At 39.6% G+C, this 19,025-nt stretch carries 19 protein-coding genes; 2 read left to right on the plus strand and 17 right to left on the minus strand.

Features of this window, described 5'->3' with window-relative positions; all coding sequences use genetic code 11:
- Positions 1-98 precede the first annotated feature (98 nt).
- The 9 genes from ACQKKO_RS00570 to cspD all read right to left on the minus strand — a co-directional run bounded on the left by ACQKKO_RS00570 (position 99) and on the right by cspD (position 10,931).
- Positions 99-1,766, minus strand: coding sequence for a YndJ family protein (locus ACQKKO_RS00570; protein WP_498643272.1), 1,668 nt, complete (start codon positions 1,764-1,766; stop codon positions 99-101).
- 123 nt (positions 1,767-1,889) lie between these two features.
- Positions 1,890-3,317 carry a murein hydrolase activator EnvC family protein gene (locus ACQKKO_RS00575; RefSeq protein ID WP_498643274.1) on the minus strand — a complete coding sequence of 476 codons (1,428 nt, stop codon included), beginning with the start codon at positions 3,315-3,317 and terminating at the stop codon, positions 1,890-1,892.
- Positions 3,318-3,368: 51 nt separating this feature from the next.
- Complete coding sequence (gene ftsX, locus ACQKKO_RS00580) at positions 3,369-4,262, minus strand: permease-like cell division protein FtsX (RefSeq protein WP_498643276.1); 894 nt, start codon at positions 4,260-4,262, stop codon at positions 3,369-3,371.
- On the minus strand, positions 4,252-4,938 hold the full coding sequence (gene ftsE, locus ACQKKO_RS00585; protein WP_498643278.1) for a cell division ATP-binding protein FtsE: 687 nt from the start codon (positions 4,936-4,938) through the stop codon (positions 4,252-4,254). Before ftsE ends, ftsX begins: the two co-directional genes overlap by 11 nt.
- Before the next feature lie 251 nt (positions 4,939-5,189).
- Positions 5,190-6,035 carry a YitT family protein gene (locus tag ACQKKO_RS00590; RefSeq protein WP_498643280.1) on the minus strand — a complete coding sequence of 282 codons (846 nt, stop codon included), beginning with the start codon at positions 6,033-6,035 and terminating at the stop codon, positions 5,190-5,192.
- A 151-nt stretch (positions 6,036-6,186) separates the two neighbouring features.
- Positions 6,187-7,291 (minus strand): peptide chain release factor 2 gene (gene prfB, locus ACQKKO_RS00595; RefSeq protein ID WP_498643282.1). Its coding sequence is split into 2 segments (ribosomal slippage): positions 6,187-7,218 and positions 7,220-7,291, totalling 1,104 coding nucleotides; the frame shifts between segments, so codons are not numbered across the junction.
- 34 nt (positions 7,292-7,325) lie between these two features.
- Positions 7,326-9,848 (minus strand): preprotein translocase subunit SecA, encoded by a 2,523-nt coding sequence (gene secA, locus ACQKKO_RS00600; RefSeq protein ID WP_498643284.1) that lies wholly within the window; start codon positions 9,846-9,848, stop codon positions 7,326-7,328.
- Between the two features lie 157 nt (positions 9,849-10,005).
- Positions 10,006-10,566 carry a ribosome hibernation-promoting factor, HPF/YfiA family gene (gene hpf, locus ACQKKO_RS00605; RefSeq protein WP_498643286.1) on the minus strand — a complete coding sequence of 187 codons (561 nt, stop codon included), beginning with the start codon at positions 10,564-10,566 and terminating at the stop codon, positions 10,006-10,008.
- 167 nt (positions 10,567-10,733) lie between these two features.
- Positions 10,734-10,931 carry a cold-shock protein CspD gene (gene cspD, locus ACQKKO_RS00610; protein ID WP_143846676.1) on the minus strand — a complete coding sequence of 66 codons (198 nt, stop codon included), beginning with the start codon at positions 10,929-10,931 and terminating at the stop codon, positions 10,734-10,736.
- A gap of 406 nt (positions 10,932-11,337) precedes the next feature.
- On the opposite strand from cspD, the gene ACQKKO_RS00615 reads away from it, so the two are divergent.
- Positions 11,338-12,306 (plus strand): DUF6612 family protein, encoded by a 969-nt coding sequence (locus ACQKKO_RS00615; RefSeq protein WP_498643288.1) that lies wholly within the window; start codon positions 11,338-11,340, stop codon positions 12,304-12,306.
- 36 nt (positions 12,307-12,342) lie between these two features.
- Here ACQKKO_RS00615 and fliT read toward each other — a convergent pair whose 3' ends face one another.
- The 6 genes from fliT to fliW all read right to left on the minus strand — a co-directional run bounded on the left by fliT (position 12,343) and on the right by fliW (position 16,421).
- Positions 12,343-12,702, minus strand: a complete 360-nt coding sequence (gene fliT / locus ACQKKO_RS00620) for a flagellar protein FliT (RefSeq protein WP_498643290.1) — start codon at positions 12,700-12,702, stop codon at positions 12,343-12,345.
- The gene (gene fliS / locus ACQKKO_RS00625; RefSeq protein ID WP_498643292.1) at positions 12,702-13,103 is read right to left on the minus strand and encodes a flagellar export chaperone FliS; all 402 of its coding nucleotides are present in this window, start codon (positions 13,101-13,103) and stop codon (positions 12,702-12,704) included. Before fliS ends, fliT begins: the two co-directional genes overlap by 1 nt.
- Before the next feature lie 28 nt (positions 13,104-13,131).
- Positions 13,132-15,204: a flagellar filament capping protein FliD gene (gene fliD / locus ACQKKO_RS00630; protein ID WP_498643775.1), complete on the minus strand. Its 2,073-nt coding sequence runs from the start codon at positions 15,202-15,204 to the stop codon at positions 13,132-13,134.
- Between the two features lie 108 nt (positions 15,205-15,312).
- The gene (locus ACQKKO_RS00635; protein ID WP_498643294.1) at positions 15,313-15,663 is read right to left on the minus strand and encodes a flagellar protein FlaG; all 351 of its coding nucleotides are present in this window, start codon (positions 15,661-15,663) and stop codon (positions 15,313-15,315) included.
- Between the two features lie 76 nt (positions 15,664-15,739).
- On the minus strand, positions 15,740-15,976 hold the full coding sequence (gene csrA, locus ACQKKO_RS00640; protein WP_498643296.1) for a carbon storage regulator CsrA: 237 nt from the start codon (positions 15,974-15,976) through the stop codon (positions 15,740-15,742).
- A gap of 1 nt (position 15,977) precedes the next feature.
- The gene (gene fliW, locus ACQKKO_RS00645; RefSeq protein WP_498643298.1) at positions 15,978-16,421 is read right to left on the minus strand and encodes a flagellar assembly protein FliW; all 444 of its coding nucleotides are present in this window, start codon (positions 16,419-16,421) and stop codon (positions 15,978-15,980) included.
- Between the two features lie 193 nt (positions 16,422-16,614).
- On the opposite strand from fliW, the gene ACQKKO_RS00650 reads away from it, so the two are divergent.
- Positions 16,615-17,193, plus strand: coding sequence for a hypothetical protein (locus ACQKKO_RS00650; protein WP_498643300.1), 579 nt, complete (start codon positions 16,615-16,617; stop codon positions 17,191-17,193).
- Between the two features lie 102 nt (positions 17,194-17,295).
- Here ACQKKO_RS00650 and ACQKKO_RS00655 read toward each other — a convergent pair whose 3' ends face one another.
- Positions 17,296-17,856, minus strand: coding sequence for a DUF6470 family protein (locus ACQKKO_RS00655; RefSeq protein WP_498643302.1), 561 nt, complete (start codon positions 17,854-17,856; stop codon positions 17,296-17,298).
- Between the two features lie 6 nt (positions 17,857-17,862).
- Positions 17,863-19,020: a flagellar hook-associated protein FlgL gene (gene flgL, locus ACQKKO_RS00660; RefSeq protein ID WP_498643304.1), complete on the minus strand. Its 1,158-nt coding sequence runs from the start codon at positions 19,018-19,020 to the stop codon at positions 17,863-17,865.
- Positions 19,021-19,025 lie beyond the last annotated feature (5 nt).

A 19,025-nucleotide genomic window follows, 5' to 3' on the forward strand; every position in this document is an offset into this window, starting at 1 on the left:
ATTAAAACATCAACAAGCCTGCCATCATCATATGCATTGCCTGTACACATTATGTCGCTACTCGATTACTACCATTTTAGACAATCACTACTATGAAGTCAAAGCTGTTTTGAGAGCTTACATGTAATTTCATAATCGATCGTTAAACACCGCAATCCTAAAAAACGTAGCTCGTGTACCGCGGTCAAACGCCCAGGATCATCAGTAGCTCGAACGTGGAAATATTCTTCGATCGGTACCCTGATCGTCCACTTCCCAATCGTTACATATACGCCTTCATCCCCCAATGAACCCGGCTCCCTGAAACTTGTTAAAATCAGACCATTTGATTCATCGTGCTGTGGACGAAGGATCCCTGTCATAACCGAATAGGGTAGTGGCAAAGCAATGTCCATATAGGTTTTGTCTTTAGTGGCGTAATAGGCATAAAATGCAACAAAGATTTCTTCTTTTGTCTCATAGTCTTTCCGTATCCATGCTCTTACTGGATGCCTCCCATCAATGGTTTCATCAATTGGGTAGATAACAGCTTCCATCCTCTGACTTTTTGGATGCTTGCTTGCAGCTCTTAAGTAAAGCTGACCAATTTTTCCTGTCACCCAATGATAGGGTCTTGAAAGAGGGTAATAGATTCCATGCCACCTTGTTGTAGCTGACATCTCATAATGATTTGTTTGTTCATAAAAATCCCTAATAGATGAATCAATCTGCGCCGGAGAGAACTCGTCTCGTGTAAAAGCAAAAAATGATTCGACCAACCCGTCAACCACTTCATTCTTATTCAAAATCTGTGTTTCTTCTAGAAAGTGATCTCCCACTCTCCACTTACCACGAAGTCGACTAAGTCTAAATTGCCCAAACGAGTATAAAGGGCGAGGTTTGATCAACGTCCAACCCATCAAGATCAGAAAGCTATAGCCAAACGCTTGTGTATATCCATGATAGAGAACCATCTGATCAATGGTGATTAATGTAGTTCCTATAGAAACACCCGCACTATACAATGCAGATAAAACCATGGCAGCTATTGATATAACTGAAGCTACAATGATCGTAACGCGAGCGATGAGATGCTGACGGAGTCCTATAAGAACACGAAACGTTTCGAATGCTAACCAGAACATCGCTAAAACATAAATAGCCACAAATAACATGTCAGCTACTCCACCAATAGTAATCCCTATTCCAACAAGTAATGGTCCTATAATGAGTAACCCTGACAACAAACCATACCAACGAATGTGAATCGTATGATTAAACGCATATCGCCCAAGTAATCCCACCACAATCGGTACGACCAGACTAGAGTAATGAAAATGAACCGCTGTTAACAACACAATGACAGGTGTAAAAGGCAAACCTTCTATCCCTGCCTGACTCATAAATAGCCATAGACCACCCAAAGCCATGTACACATAGGCTGCATCAATGGCGTTCTCTTCCATTCGCACAAACCCTCGTGTGGTTGCACGTGCAATCCCAATGCAAGCGATCCAACCTGTGAATATAAACCAAATGAAAGCGAGTATTCCCGGTAAAGGTCCTATTTCAATAAATAAACTCCCAGCTCCTACAATAGAGAAAAAGGGTTGAGCCCTTAAAAACCAATCTCGTTTTCCCTTTTGACGATAGGTTAGTTCAGTGACTAGTGGGAATAAAACCAAGATGGAGAAACTTAAAAGAAGTTTAATCGATTGCTCATATCCGAATCCGATGACACACATCGTCCAGACGATGAATCCGAAGATCACTCGTTTATTTCTCATATAACGCGCTCCTAAAACATAATAAAAAACAAGCGTAGTTCACATTTCTAGTGTATCACCCATAAATGGTGAAAAGGAAATGTAACCCACGCTTGTTTTAAGTTTATTATTAGTTATCATATATTATCTAGATACATAGTTTAACGGATTAACGGAATTTGACTTTGCACCATTCCAGTTACCTTCATGAACCTCAAAGTGTAAGTGAGCACCAAAAGATACGCCCGTATTACCCATGAGTCCAATTTGTTGAGATTGTGAAACTTTTTGTCCAGAACTTACATCAATACGTTCTAAATGTCCATATAAAGTAGTCACTGTACGACCATCAACAACGTGAGTGATAATAACGGTATTCCCGTAACCATTCATCCAGCCAGCAGAAGAAACGGTTCCTTCTTTAGCTGCATTAACTGGTACGTCTCCAGTACGTCCATTTTTACCAAAATCAACACCATGGTGCATCTTCCCGTTACGCATTCCATAAGGAGACGTTAAAGATCCAGTCGTCGGACGAACAAATCCACTTGTTGATTTTTGTGGAGCAGCCGATTCACTACTTGTAGTCTCGCTTTTCACCTGTGGCTGTGAAGACTGCGTTTTTGTCCCTGATGAAGAATTTGAGCTATTATTTGAACTTGCAGATGCATTTGAACTACTTTGTGCTGGTGATTCTTGTTTAGCGGAAGCTTGCTCAGATTGTGCTTTAGCTGCTTCTTCTTGTCTCTTCTTTTCTTCTTCTTCTTGACGTTTCTTCTCTTCAGCTAGTCGCTTTTGTTCTTCTTCCCAAGCAGCTAATTCATTTTCAAACGCTGCTTCTTGTTGAGCAAGAATTTCATCTTCGTTTTCAATCTCGCCTAATTCAGCTTCAAGTTCGTTCTCTTTTGACTGAAGATCTCCACGTTTGCTGTCTTTTTCAGAGCGTTGATTCTCTAAATCAGCTTTCAATGTTTCCAAGTCTGCTAGATGTCCCTCAAGTTTACTAAGCTCGTCTTCTACTTCTGCTTTAGCTGCTTCAAGATCTTCATGATCCTGAACATGTGCATCAAGTATAGACTTATCTTGATTAGCAATTGTGCTAAGTGCGTTCATGCGGTCAAGCAAATCACCAAAATCTTTTGCACCTAAGATGACTTCCAAGTAATTTACTTCGCCGCCTGATTGATACATATTTTTCGCACGGTCTTTCAATAATTCATCACGTTCAGCAATGCGTTCTTCTAATTCTTTGATTTCTTCTTTAAGCTTTTCAATGTGAGCCTCTACTTCTGCAATCTCATCTTCCTTAGTAGAGATTTCATCTGCAGTCTCTGCTTCTTCTTTTTCAAGCTTATTAATTTCATTGCTTAATGTTTCCATTTCTTGCTTTAACCCAGCAACTTCCGCTTCTTTCTGTCTAGCTAGCTCCTGATTTTCACCACGTTCGCTTTGAACATCTTCAATCTTGTTTCTTAAATCTTCATTTGCATAGGCTGTGTTTCCAAGCCCTCCAAAACCAATCGAACCCAGTGCCATAACCGCGGCAAGTGTAACGTATCCAAACTTCTTCATTAAATCGTTTCCTCCTTAAGTGATCTGCATCTACTAGTGCTTCGGTTTCGCTTATACTTTTAGGAATTTACGTACTGACATCACACTGCCCCATGCTCCGATGAACAATCCAACCGCAAGCAATAATAAGGCTATTTGTAACATATAAGGATATACAGGTAGTAACGCAAAGAAATTACCTTCTATTTGTGAACCATAATTTTCATATAAAAATTGATATCCGTAAATAACAAGTAAAACAGGGATTAGTGAGCCAATTAAACCAAGTAATAGTCCTTCTACTAAGAACGGCCATCTGATAAACCCGTTTGTTGCTCCAACTAGCTTCATAATTCGAATCTCTTTACGTCTCGCTAAAATGGTCAATTTAATCGTGTTAGCAATTAAAAACATAGCTGTAAGCATTAAAGCGACAACAAGTCCAAGCCCAATGTAACGGCCCATGTCTGTGACTTGAAGCAATCTCTCAACAAAATCTTGTCCGTAAGCAACACTTTCCACATTGCTCAATGCCTCAATTTCTTCTGCAACTGTTTCAATAGCTTGTGGACTGGCTGCTTCTACAACAAACATATCGTTTAAAGGATTCTCATCTCGAACCGATTCAAAGGCCTGTCCACCGTCTCCTAAGCTATCAATAAGGTTACTTAATCCTTCATCTTTACCAAGGAACGCTACTTCTTTTACATCGGCTATCTCATCGATGTTTGCCTTTAATTCATCTTGTTGCTCATCATTCGCAGTTAATTCAATATAGGCTCTAATTTCAACGTCATCTTCAACCTGTGTTGCCATATGATTCATATTAAGAATAAGTAAGAGAAAAATTCCTACTACTAGAAGCATAACAGTGACCGCACTAATTGAAGCAAAAGTCATCCATCCGTTACGTCCTAAATTCTTTGTTCCTTCTTTCAAATGGCGACCGACGGTTCTAAATTTCATAACCGTAGTTCCCCCTTACTTCATCACGAACAACTCTGCCATTCTCAATGGCAATGACTCTTCGTTTTAACGTGTTTACAATGCTTTTATTGTGGGTAGCCATAATAATAGTAGTCCCACGGTGGCTAATATCATCTAAAATGTCCATGATCCCCCATGCAGTGTCGGGATCTAAGTTTCCTGTTGGCTCATCGGCAATTAAGACTTCTGGTCGATTTACAATCGCCCGAGCGATGGCAACACGCTGTTGCTCGCCTCCAGAAAGTTCATCAGGTAGAAATTTAGCTTTGCCTTTTAACTTAACAATATCAAGTACTTCCATCACTCGTCGTTTAATTGAAGCACTTGGCTCTTCAATGACTTCAAGTGCAAAAGCAATATTTTCATAGACTGTTAGAGTTGGAAGAAGTTTAAAATCCTGAAAGATCACACCGATCTTTCGTCTAAGCTTTGGCACATGTCTTTCTTTAATGCTATTAAGCTTCGTTTGATCAATAATCACTTCACCTTTTGTTGCTTTCTCTTCTCTATATAACAAACGGATAAACGTTGATTTACCTGCCCCACTTGGTCCTACTATGTAGACAAATTCACCTTTATCTATTTTTAAAGTCATTCCGTTAATCGCTTTGACGTTATTAGAATAGACTTTCCATACATCTTTTAATTCGATCATGAAACAATCACTTCCTTGCTGTATTACGTAAAGATCTTGTAGAAAAAACACTAATTCTATAAGCTTCTGTCGTATTGCTTGTTCATTATACCATTCATCAAACCTTTATATCATTACAGTTTTATTTCAGTTTGTGTCAAATAAATAGGCTTTGCAAAGGATTATTAGCCTAAAGACCTATATGATCTAACTTAAAATGGAATACTAACCATAAAGTATATAAAACTCTTTTATTACTGTGTTCAAAATCGTTACATTTGTTTTTTAAATCCTTCACCCAAGACCTCCGTCGCATTTGAAACAATGACAAAAGCATTGGGGTCTGCCAACCGTACAACTTCTTTCAATTTTGTCACCTCGTGTTGGTTAACGACACACATCAGCACAGGCCTCTCTTCGCTTGTATAGCCTCCTTGTGCACTGAGCTTTGTCACTCCACGATCAATGTCGCGAAGAATCGACTGAGTCACTTTCTCTTCATGTTGAGAAATGATATATGCAATTTTCGCGTACCCAAGTCCCATTTGTACTAAATCAATGGTTTTACCTGTCACGAAAAGAGAAATTAAAGCGTAAAGAGCGAGTTCTAGTCCAAACACAATGGCTGAAGAAATAACAACTAGACCATCGATCAAAGCAACTGCAAAACCAGATGTTAAGCCAGTATATTTCTGCAAGATTTGTGCAGCTAAGTCCGTTCCACCTGTGCTGGCTCTAGCTCTAAATGCTAACCCCAGACCAGCGCCAACACCTATTCCACCAAAAAGAGCTCCAAGGAGAGGATCCGTAAATCCAACATCCCAATCTCGGGTTAGAAACACAACAAACGGAAGAAACAACGTTCCAACTAATGTTTTCATTCCATAAGATAAGCCACCTAGAAGCAGTAAGCCTGCGATAAAAAGTGGTATATTTAATGACCATTGTATGTAAGCAGGTTCAATACCAGTTAAGTTCGTAACAATTGTACTAATTCCACTAACTCCACCAGGAGCAATTTGATTAGGTAATAAAAATAGGTTAAATGCAAGTGCCACGATGGCCGAACCAGATAAAATATAGAGATAATCAATGACTATTCGATGCCAATTTTTCATACACATAGCCCCTTTTTTGCATTAAATAAAAGTAGGAAAAGTCCCGGTGTAGTATAGCATTGCAGCGTTCTCATGTAAACGCGCCTCTAGTGACGCGTTAGCAGAGTAACGCAAAAAACAGACTGGCTAGTGGTAGCCAGTCTGTTTTCATTTAAAGTGCCAGAGATGAACGAAGATACGCGTCAATGAACGGATCCAAATCTCCATCCATTACTGAGCTTGTATTTCCAATCTCATGATTCGTACGGTGGTCTTTTACCATACTATATGGGTGGAATACATACGACCTGATCTGACTTCCCCAACCAATGTCTTTTTGCTCTCCACGAATCTCAGCTAACTCTTGCTGCTGTTCTTCGATCTTTAACTGATAAAGCTTTGCTTTCATCATTTTCATGGCTTGCTCACGGTTTTTAATCTGTGAACGTTCGTTTTGACACGTTACAACTGTATTTGTAGGAATATGCGTAATACGAACAGCTGAATCGGTTGTATTAATATGCTGACCACCAGCTCCACTCGCTCGATACGTATCTACTTTAAGATCTTCGGTTGATATTTCAATTTCTACATTTTCATCGAGCTCAGGCATCACTTCGCAAGATACAAAGGAAGTATGTCTGCGACCCGATGAATCGAATGGAGAAATGCGGACAAGACGGTGTACACCTTTTTCAGCTTTTAAATAACCATATGCGTTGTGGCCTTTAATAAGCAGTGTCACACTTTTCACTCCTGCCTCATCCCCAGGCAAGTAGTTCATCGTTTCAACTTTAAATCCTTTTTGATCCGCCCACCTTGTATACATACGCAGCAGCATGGAAGCCCAGTCCTGTGACTCTGTTCCACCAGCACCTGGATGTAATTCCAAAATCGCATTGTTTTTGTCATATGGCTCACTTAGTAATAGCTGAAGCTCAAACTGATCGATGGTTTGAGAGAGTTCACTTACCCCACTTGCGAGCTCTGCCTCAAGCTCACTGTCTGCCTCTTCTTTTACAAGTTCGTAGGAAACTTCAAGATCCTCATATGTGGACTCCATTGAAAGGAAGGTATCCACTTGTTCTTTTAATCCGTTTGACTCATTAATGACTTCTTGAGCGGTATCTTGGTTATTCCAAAACTCCGGGTCAGTCATCTTTTCCTCTAGCTCTGCAATACGTTCTTGCTTCTCATCAAGGTCAAAGAGACCCCCTGAAGTTTGTGATTCGTTTCTCAATTGAAGCAAGTTCTTGTTTGATTTCTACCATATCCATTGCATTTGACCCCCAAAATTACCGTACCTGAATCCTATTGATTTTGGCCGCAGCAATTTTTATATTTTTTTCCGCTCCCGCAAATACACGGGTCGTTTCTTCCAATAACCTCACCTTTTTGGATTGGTCGTTTCTTTGGCTTTTTATCGCCTTCATTTGCACTCTGTTGTACTGCTTTACCTTCTGCGACTTTTTGACGCTCAAGGTTTTGCTGCACCTGTGCCTTCATAATGTACATAGCGACTTCTTCTTCAATTGCAGAAATCATCGCTTCAAACATCTCAAAGCCTTCAAAACGATATTCTCTTAGAGGATCATTTTGACCATACGCACGTAAATGAATACCTTGACGTAACTGATCCATCTGATCAATATGGTTCATCCATTTACGATCGACTGTGCGAAGTAAGATTACTTTCTCAAACTCACGCATGTTCTCAGGTGTGAATTGCTCTTCCTTCGCTTTATAAGCTTGGAGAACTTTATCTTGTACAATTTCAATGATTTCTGGTGTATCTTTTCCTTTGAGCTCTTGCTCTGTCATTTCATCTTCACTTAAAAGCTGAGTGTTCATATACGTAACAATCGCAGTCAGATCCCAGTCCTCTTGTACTTCAGCATCTGGTGTATGAAGTGTAACAACCCGTTCAACAACGGATTTCATCATATCTTCTACGATCTTACTTAAGTTATCAGATTCAAGTAGCTCAAGTCGCTGCTTGTAGATAATTTCACGCTGTTCACGCATGACATCATCATACTGGAGGATCTGTTTACGCGCGTCGAAGTTATTTCCTTCTACACGTTTTTGAGCCGTCTCTACAGCTTTAGAAACGATTTTACTTTCAATCGGCTGGTCTTCTTCCATCCCAAGTCGTTCCATCATTGATCTCATATTGTCTGATCCAAAGCGACGCATGAGTTCATCTTCCATTGAAAGATAGAATTGAGAAGAACCTGCATCTCCTTGACGTCCAGCACGACCACGTAATTGGTTATCAATCCGTCTACTTTCGTGGCGCTCTGTTCCAAGTACATGCAGACCACCAAGATCAAGAACACCTGCTCCAAGCTTGATGTCCGTTCCACGTCCAGCCATATTGGTTGCGATCGTGACCGCTCCCTTTTGACCAGCATTCTCAATGATTTCAGCTTCACGCTCATGATTCTTTGCATTTAAGACATGATGCGGAATGCGACGTTGCTTTAGATGTTTCGAAACAAGCTCAGACGTTTCAACACTAACCGTACCTACTAGTACAGGCTGGCCTGTTTGATGGAGCTCTTCAATCTTTAAGACAACGGCACGGAATTTCGCTTCCATTGTTTTGTAAATCAAGTCGGCTTTGTCATCTCTTGAGATCGGACGGTTTGTTGGCACAACCATAACATCCATTCCGTAGATGTTGCGGAATTCCTCTTCCTCTGTTTTCGCTGTACCTGTCATACCTGCAAGCTTTTGATACATTCTAAAATAGTTTTGGAATGTAATAGAAGCAAGTGTCATGCTTTCCTTTTGAATCTGCATGCCTTCTTTTGCTTCAATCGCTTGGTGAAGTCCATCACTGTAACGACGACCCTTCATTAATCGCCCTGTAAACTGGTCAACAATAACCACTTCGCCATCTTCAATGACGTAGTCCTGATCACTTTGCATCACGACATGTGCTTTTAAGGATTGATTTAAATGATGGTTTAGTTGAACATGCTTTTGATCATACAGATTTTCAATCCGGAATGCTCGTTCAGCCTTATTCACTCCATCCTCAGTTAATTGGACGGTTTTTGCTTTCTCGTCAAATGTATAGTCTGTATCAGCCTTCAACATCCGAATAAATGAATTCGCTTGTACATAAAGCTGAGTCGATTTTTCAACCGATCCAGAGATAATAAGTGGTGTTCTCGCTTCATCAACTAAAATGGAATCCACCTCATCCACTAAAGCAAAGAACAATGGTCTTTGTACCATTTGTTCTTTAAATAAGACCATGTTGTCTCTTAAGTAATCAAATCCTAGTTCATTATTTGTACTATACGTTACATCCGCAGCATAGGCTTCTTGTTTCTCTTCCTTAGATAAACCTGTTTCATTTAGACCTACTGAGAGTCCTAAGAAGTTAAATATTTGACCGTACTTTTCCATGTCACGACGAGCAAGGTAGTTATTTACTGTGACAAGATGAACGCCTTTTCCAGCTAGTGCATTTAGATAAACGGCCATTGTCCCAACTAATGTTTTCCCTTCTCCGGTTTTCATTTCTGAGATGTTCCCTTGATGAAGACCAATGGCACCAAGTACTTGCACACGATACGGAAACTCGTTAATCACACGGCCTGCCGCTTCTCTAGCAACAGCAAATGCCTCGACTAATAAATCGTCAAGTGTTTCTCCATCTTCAACTCGCTTTTTAAATTCAACAGTCTTTTGTTTGAGTCCATCATCAGACAGTTTCTTCATGTCGTCAGCAAGAGCTTCTATTTTATCAACAAAACGTTCGTTTTTTTTCAATTGCTTCTGACTCGGATCACCAATGACCTTTTTTAATAGACCTATCATGGAACTCGTCCTCTCTTCCTTTTGCCTACTTCTTCATCTAAGGCAAATCACACTACAGTTAAAGCCTATTTTATCAGTTTAAATGAAGCCTTACAAGATGGTAGGATACCAACCTCAAAAAGGACACGAGTTTCCTCGCGTCCTCTACGTTCTATGTTTAGGCTTCTGGCTCAATCAACCCGTACTTTCCATCCTTGCGACGGTAGACTACACTTGTGTCTCCACCCTCAGCATTTGAGAAAACGAAGAAGTTGTGCCCTAGCATGTCCATTTGTAAAATAGCCTCTTCGGCATCCATCGGTTTTAAGTTAAAACGTTTTGTGCGAACCACTTCAAGCTCATCTTCAGATTCTAATTCTTCTTGTTCGCCCTCTAACGGCTCAAGTTCATTCTTAAACATATATTTCAGACTGCCTTCCTGTCTGAATTTACGGTTAACCTTTGTTTTATGTTTGCGAATTTGTCGTTCGAGCTTTTCAATGACCTTATCAATTGCTGCATACATGTCAGAATGACTTTCTTCACCACGTAATAAAAGCTGTGGCATCGGAATGGTTACTTCAATTGCCTGCTGGCTGTTAATCACTGATAGCTTGACATTGACATCCGCAACCGGAGTTGTGTCAAAATAACGCTCAAGCTTACCTACCTTTTTTTCTACGTAGTCGCGAAGAGCTGGAGTTACTTCGATGTTCTCGCCACGAATATTATAATTCATTAAGAACGCCTCCTTTATATCTATACAGTAACATATACCCTTAACAAATGCTCACATAAACATTATGAAAAATTTAGAAAAGTCACAAAAAAAAAAAAAAAACCTGCCCGGAGGCAGGTTTTGTAGTTATTTAGCAATGATTCATTTCCTAAACCCAGGAATGTGAATTAAAGCTTTTCGACGTTAGAAGCTTGAGGTCCACGAGCACCTTCAACAATTTCGAACTCAACTTCTTGACCTTCGTCAAGAGATTTGAATCCTTCTGAATTGATAGCTGAGAAGTGTACGAATACGTCATCCCCATCCTCACGTTCGATGAAACCAAATCCTTTTTCTGCATTAAACCATTTTACTTTTCCTTGCATGCTTCACATTCCCTTCGTAACTTAATTCATGTGGTCTTTCCACGTTTTTAATATATCAGTGCACTATGTTAATGTCAAACGCTAGAGCAGAGCTAAAATCGTCTAAGTTTGAGGATTTCTGACGATTTTTAAAATGATTTCTGATAACGCTTTCTTTTGTATCAAGGGTTTCACACGTTTTTCCATCTTAATTACACGTTCTCAGACAATAGCAAAAAATGTCGAAAAGTTTTCGTAGATTTTTAGAAAAATAGATTTTTAAAATTTGAGACCTTTTACCTGTTGGTTTATATTGGGTATGTTTGTTACCATGTAACATGTTGAAAGTTGGTTTGATTTTCATAATATAGGGTAATTGAAAAAGGTATTTATGTCTGAGATTATTTAACAACTTGGGGGAGTTAACATGAAGAAGGTCAAGTGGCTAGTAACAGGTTTAGTTTGTACGGTAGCCTTGGTTGCATGCGGAAACGAGGACGCATCAACTGAAGAGAATAACACGAACAACGAAACAGAAGCTGCAGCAAGTGAGGAAGGTACAGAAGAGGCAACAGATGAAGAGAACACAACAGATGAAGGAACATCAGAGGATGCGCGGTCCATTCTTGAACAATCCATTAATGCCATGAGTGATGTTGAAAGCTTTAATATAGACATGACCATGAATCAAACGATGGAAATGGAAGGCGAAGAGCCGCTTGAAATATCCACGAACCTAAAGATGGATGCAATTCAAGATCCACTATCATTCTATCAAGTCATTGAATCCCCTGATCCGTTATCAGGCGAACTAGCAGAAGTAGAACAGTATTTTGTGGACGGTGAGATCTACACATATGATCCTTCTCAAGAAATGTGGATTAAGATGTCTGGAGACTTAATCGGTATGAACGACATTGAAGATTTAGAAATGTCACCAGATGAGCAGCTTGAAACATTAATGAATTTTGCTGATGACATTACAGTTGAAGATGACGGCGATCGCTATGCTTTAACCATTAACGGATCTGGTAATGAGTTAAAGGAAATTGCTCAAGAATTAGCAAATGCAGAATCAGATGCTACGATGCAAGCGGAAATGGATCAGATTTTTGAAGGGATGAATATTACTAAGCTTGATTATGTTCTCTACATTAATAAAGAAACATACTTTCAAGAAGAAATGAGTATGAATCTTGATATGGAAATGGACGCTGACGGTGATACGATTACCATTAGCCAAGTTTCAAGCGGAACGTTTGGCAAGTTTAACGAGATTGATGAAATCACGGTACCAAGCGAAGCGATCGATAATGCTGTTGAAATGACTGAAGAAGACCTAGGCTCAATGGGCGGAGAATGGGATACAACTGAAGAAGAAAGTGACAGCGAATAATGTAAAAAGCGTAGAGATGTTAATCTCTACGCTTTTTTATACGCCTCTTTTATCAAAGAAAGCTCCGTCTGTCATGCCTTCGTAAGGTTGTTCATACTTTCGACCGGTTTCTTTCTTCCGATGAAGTTGATTCAGATCGTTTCGAATGTGCTGTTGAAGAAGTAGAAGATTGGCCTGAAAGGTTGTGTTTTGCTTAATAACCTTATCTCTTAATTCATCCTTTGATGGGTCCTCTTTAGCTTCAGCTAACTGCTCAATTAATTTACCGCGTTCAATTAAGCCCTCATCTAATTGTTGAATAAAAGCCATTCGTTCATCATCCCCAGGCGGCAGACCTGAATCCACATGTTTTTGGAGCTCAGCTGTCTGTTTAAAGAGCTGAGTTAAAATCGACATTAGGCCCGTCCACCAGAACCATGTCGCTTTTGACGATCAATTTGAATAACTTGCTTCCACGTATCTCGAAATTCGACAACAAATCCTTCAGCATCTTTTAATGCCTGCTGGTCGTTTTTCACATTCGCATCGATGAGTTTTGAAAGAATAAATTCATACATTCTGTACATATTCTTTCCTACTTCATCCTCCGCTTTTAACGTAACCATAAGCTCGCGAATAATATTTTGTGCTTTTGTTAAATACAGATTTCTTCGTTCAACATCCTGCTCAACCATTGCTTTGTCGGCTTGATGAATGAACTTTAAGCACCCATTATAAAGCATTAACGTTAGCTCACCAGGACTTGCTGTATTTAATGCATTTTGCTTATAAGCTGATTGCATCGTTGATACGGCCATCTCATTCCATCTCCTCTTCTAATTAAAATCAACCATTACCCATTAGCTGCGACATGAGCATGTCCCCTTGGTTGTTCGCTCGTTGAACCGCCGCTTCCATGGCTGTGAACTGTGCCCAATATCGTTTTTCCTTTTGTTCTAATCTCATCTCAAACGTCTTAATTCGTTTATCTATATCATTTAACTCGCGCCCAATCGCAAACTGATGATTCTGAGCATAACCAGCACCACCTGCTGTTTTAGAAATAGAATCAACGGTTGTGGAAATGGAATTTCGAAGCCTTCTGGCAATTCCTTGCTCTCCGGATGTTTCACCGTCCGCATTAAAAAGATCAAACACTCCATCAGGGTCCTTCTCAATCGCTGCCCGAAGCTTGTCCTCATTAATTTCCAATTTACCTCTCGACATATAATCACTCGACGTCGTAATGCCAATCGCAGATAAATGAGTAAACTCGCTATCTGTTCCAGTCGTAATCGGCTGATACATCACTTGGCGCATTTGATCAAAGCTTCCTCTAAGCATTGGATCATTGCGTAAATGACCAGCCCGCGCCTTTTCTTCCCAACGCTCCGCTTCCTTATCAGATAATCCATCACGCTCTTCCTCCGTTAACGGATCAAAATCCCGGTTGCGGGTTTCCGTTAACTTTCCATTCACATGTTCAAGGAGTTCATTGTATTGTTTAACAAACTCTTTAACTGTGTCGACCACAGAGTCTACATCTGTTGAAGCATTTAGAGTAACTGCTTTCCCTTCAGTAAACGTATCTTTAAGTGTAACTGTCATGCCACTGATGGTGAAGGAGTTTGTGCGGCGTTCGGTTTCAAGACCGTTGACTGTGAAGGAAGCGTTGGAGCCTGGTTTTTCTTCGTCATTAACAAGTTTAAGAGTTTTTGTCATGAGTGAACCTGTGAAGGTCATTTCATTTGATGTTACTTTGAATTTATTCTTATCCTTATCTTCTTCGATCCATGCACCTTTCTCAACTTCCATACCTTCCACAAAAGGAATTCTAGTTTGGTTATAAACTCCAGTCTCCTTACGCGTCACAGAAACCTGCCCAGTATGGTCATCAAAGAACATATTAACTCCAGCAGGTGAATCATTAAAGCTCTTCATAACAGAGTCTAATGATTGTGAATCTGTGAATAAAAATCTCGCACGAACAGTTTCATTGCTGGCATTTACAGTGTCGACTCCTGCAGTTGTATAGTCTTGCTTATATTCTATTGTTATATTATCTTTAGGTTCAAATCCTTCTTTAAAGGTAATTTGCCCGGTCTTATCATTTACTTCGTAATTAGAATTACTAATGGTTTCACCTTTAACTTTAATTTCTACACCACTAATATTTTTAATCCCAACATTAAAAATTGATTTAGGTTTTGCACCCTCAGCAGGCGCTGTGTAAGTGAAAGATTTTTCGGCTGTTTTTGCTGCATATGTAACATCCACTGTAGTGTTACCATTAAAATCTTTATGGAATGAAAGTTTTTCTCCGCTGATTCGAACTTGACCTTCACCAAGCTCAGTAACATCATCCCCGACCACATCCATAGTCTTTCCGTTAATTTTTACAACTACACTCTCTTTATCTAGAGGAGAAGTTTCCAACTCAACTTCATTTTCACCAGCTTTAAGTGATAATTTTTCATTACGAATCCCACCTGTCTTCCATTCGAGACCTTCAGCAAACGAATTGTTAAGATCCTTTAATGTAGATGTAGAAGTTTTTAGTTCTGCGTCACCTTTAAAAACAGATCCATCACTTTTATTAGACGCTGACGTCGCCAACCGCTCCACTTTCGAGATCGAGAACGACGTATTCCCAATATTTGAGCTTGCTGTCGCTGTGATTAAGTCTGAGTTCGAGCTTTGCACCGTTCGTTTTTTCATCACAGAGCTTCTCATCATTGTATCAAAAATCGAATCACTGAATGTACGCAGCTTAAGGTTGATTTCCCGATAATCTTCCATCTTCCATTCAAGTGTTGATTGTTTTTTTACAATTTTATTGAGAGGCATCCGCTCTGCTCTCATTAGATCCTTTACGATCTGATCTATGTCCATTCCTGTGGCCATACCGGTCATACGCATCAATTTTCATTCACCTCGGATGTTTTATTCGTTATCTTTTATATCGGCTTCTTAGATAAGAGATTAAGTCCAAACAAAAAAAGAGAGTCACCTTATATGCGCTCTCTCCTATACTCGCTCGTCTACGATTAGTCCTGCATTTTTAAGCATGGAGGCAACCATATCAAGAAATTCCTCTGGTGGAATCTCTTTTACGACTTCTTTTGTTTGCTGATCTACCACTTGAACGTAAATTCGGTCCAAATCTTTGTGCATGTTGAATTTTATTGAGGTTGGTGTAGTACTTAGTAAATCATTCATACTATCAATTTGATGTTCTACATTTGATTCAGTTATAACTCGTTGACCAAGTGGTAAGCCTATCCCCTTTTTATCTGAAGGCTTTTGCTCTAGGTCCGGCTTCACAACGGGGTGAGGGCGACCGACATCTGGAATAGCAGAAGTTGAATGAATGTCCATTTTCTCATACTCCTTATTAGTAGAATGTACGTGCATCTACTAGTTTTATCGGACAACCCTACAATTGGCTTAAGACTTATTTGTCAAGATGCAACTTTGGTAGGACTTCTTTCAGTTGGTCAAGAGACAGTTTATTAACTGCTTCTGCATTTTCTTTTTGGATCGCCAAATAAATTTCCTTTCTATGTATATCAATGTGTCTTGGCGCATGAATTCCAACCTTTACTTGTTCCCCTTCAATTGCCAAGATGGAGATGGAAATGTCTTCACCAATTTGAATATGTTCATTTTTCTTTCGTGTGAGCACTAACATATTACTCACTCCCCTTTTTAACAGGTTCAAATAATGCGTGTTTTGTATGATAAATTGAATCGTTTGTAAACACTTGTTTTCCAATCTTTGAAACCGTATTAATAATAACTGGCGCTTGAAGATTTGCAGTTGTTTGCTCAAATGGATTGTGTACAGTTAATAAAACATAAACGGCAACGTCTTCTTCTTGCTTAATTTCAAGTTGTGCAATCGTCGATTCTGATAATTCTACTTGATAATTTGGCATATATTGAAAAGGAGAAACCGTAATAAAGGCTACTTCTGGGGTTTGGATGGACTGCAACACATAAAAGGGTGTACCTTCATCAAACGGAAGCAATACAAAAGTTTTCAGTTCCTCAAAAGCAGGTATTCCTGCAGGTATTTTAATTAATTCGTTTTCAGAAATCGTTACCTCACCGAAATATTTTGATTGTATATTCAATGCACTCATCCTTTTTTTCTTGTCATCCTCTAAAGTATAGGGAAATAAGCCGATAACAATCAAGAGAAGATTTATATATAATATAAATCCAAAAAAGTTCATTTTTTTGAAAAAAGTTGAAGGGTTTTGGCGTCTTATGTAGAATCCATTACTATAGCCCTGTAATTTACGCGTTACAAAAGGAGTACACCCCGTGACTATTACCTCACTTTCAAACCAAAACCAGCACTCTGCGCAACTGTTCTGTTATGATTCCTGGCGTATTCCAAGCTCAATCTATTCATTTGAGGATCACTGTATGTTCACGGGCGAAATGCAAGAAACGTTTAGAGTAGAATCAAATCACTCTGCAAGCCTGTTTATTCAGTGCGAGCAGCAATCTCATTCGTTACACGTTATTGCGCATGTTAGAAAAGAATTTTATCAAAATCCACAATTTATTCAGTCCCTGTCTGAAGCCTTTTCCTCACTCGACAGAGTCAGCTCACAGCCTTTGAATGTTTGTGGTATTATCATCTACGATCCAACACATCATCTTACTATCAAGACCTTCAATTATCTTGATTCTACTCACGTCCGTGAATTCAAGGTGTACCCATTATTTCCTCTTAAAACGATTCCTGTTACATCCCCGCCACCAGATTTAACATTATCTTTTGAGAGAGTAATTGGGAATACCCGACAACCTTATCTGTTTGATGATTTACAGGTAACAGCAGAATCAGCATTAGTCATGGCATCACACTTTTATCGTTCTATCCTCGGGCTGTAGGTGATGGTCCGGTAATAATTATTTTAATATTCGTTATTATCGGACATTGGTTTGATTCGATAAGAAACAGCAGCCTACTCTCCTGTGGCTGCTGTTTCTTATTTATGCTTGGTCTACCTTAAACGAGATCGCTGGTTTCTGAACAAGCTGTTGAGTTGTTGTCCACTTAGGTATATCGATTTTTACCGGTTTAGGGGTTACTTGGAAAGAAAGCTCTGAGTGCGGTGCTTTTATTTGAAGCTTTCCAGGCTGCACTTGAATCTTCACCCGATCAATGGAATGTGGCATGTATGCAAGCGTGCTCGAAGGAGGAGGCGACACGTTTTGTTGCTGGGCAAGCCTAGCAAATGTGACACCTCGTTCAATTCTCGTCAATTGCTTTCCTTCTTGAGATTTCGCAGCTACATATTCATTCGCTACCGCTTGACCCTTTGCAGCCCAATCGGCGGCTAGCTGAGTCGTTGGCTTTAAATTAGCTTCTGCGAATGCTTTGGACTGATCAATGAATAATGTCGCTGCTTCTTGACTAATCTTGAGTGTGTCCGAACCATTTCTATGAATCTTCACATCAGCTGGACCTTGTTCTATCTTCATAGCTAGTCGAGATGTTTTCATTTGTAGCTTAGCATCATTGGTTTGAATCTGAATTTGACTCGATATCATGGTAGTTTACCTTAAGAAGTCCATAAGGGAAGGTTGAATGATCCGAGCGCCTGATGACATAGCAATTCGATGAACATTTTCAGCCATAATCAGATTCATTATCGTTTCTTCAATATCCACATCTTCATTGTTTGTCATCATTTTCTTTAGATTCGCATCTTGATCTTCAAGACGATTGGTCATCATTTCAATTCGATTTAATCGTACACCCACCTCAGACCTTTCTGATACAAAAGTAGAGTGATGCTGATCGATCGTTGTGATAAATGACGTTAAATCTTCCCCAGTTGTGTTCGGATCCTTTAAGACCGCTTCTAAGCGTGTAATCTCTCCGAATAATTCCGCAGAAAAAAGATCACTTCCCTGAACATTTACTGGAATATGAATGCCTTTGTTTACTTCAATCGTTACATCCTGTGTGTTCATGGAGATCGCTCGATTTTCAATGGTCGCTAGCTGGTTAATCTCAACATTTTCTGTCGTTCCCCCATTAACTGGGCTGCTGTATATAATAGATGGGTCTTCTTCGTCTTGAATATTAATTGTGAGTAATACGCGATCATCTTCATCCAACTCTTGACCGATTTGACGGATATCTTGATAAACATACGTCCCATCTCCGCCCTCTATGTATTGAAAACGTTGATTGTTGTAAACGATGGTGTACTCTTCAGCATCGTTACCTTCTAATATAGGACCGATCCCCATCTCGATCTTTGCATCCTTCTGAATAGGAGCTGTATCCGTATTCGCTCCGTTAAACAAATAGCGATTATCAACTTTTGAATTTCCGAGATCCTGCATATATTGCTTAAGCTGACCAATCTCTTTTGCGATGTTATCGCGTTGTCCTTCATCGTACGTATCATTAGACGCTTGAATGGTTAGATCTGAGATTCTTTTTAAAATTTGTGCCCCTTGATCTAGTACGCCTTCTGAATGATCGAGCCAGTTTTGTGCCTCTGATATATTTCGTTTGAACTGACTTATTTCTGCTGAAGCTTGACGGTGCTGTAAACCTTTCATGGCAATCACCGGATCTTGAGATACACGCGTGATCCGTTTTCCAGTTGTTAATTGATCCTGTAGCTTCCCTAACTGTGAATACCCTTGGTTTATATGCCTCATTGTATTTGCAGAAAGCATTTGCTGAGTGACTCTCATTTCAC

Origin of the sequence: Alkalihalobacillus sp. NPDC127517 (genome assembly GCF_050276055.1) — a bacterium.
Taxonomy (GTDB): Bacteria; Bacillota; Bacilli; order Bacillales; family Bacillaceae_D; genus Alkalicoccobacillus.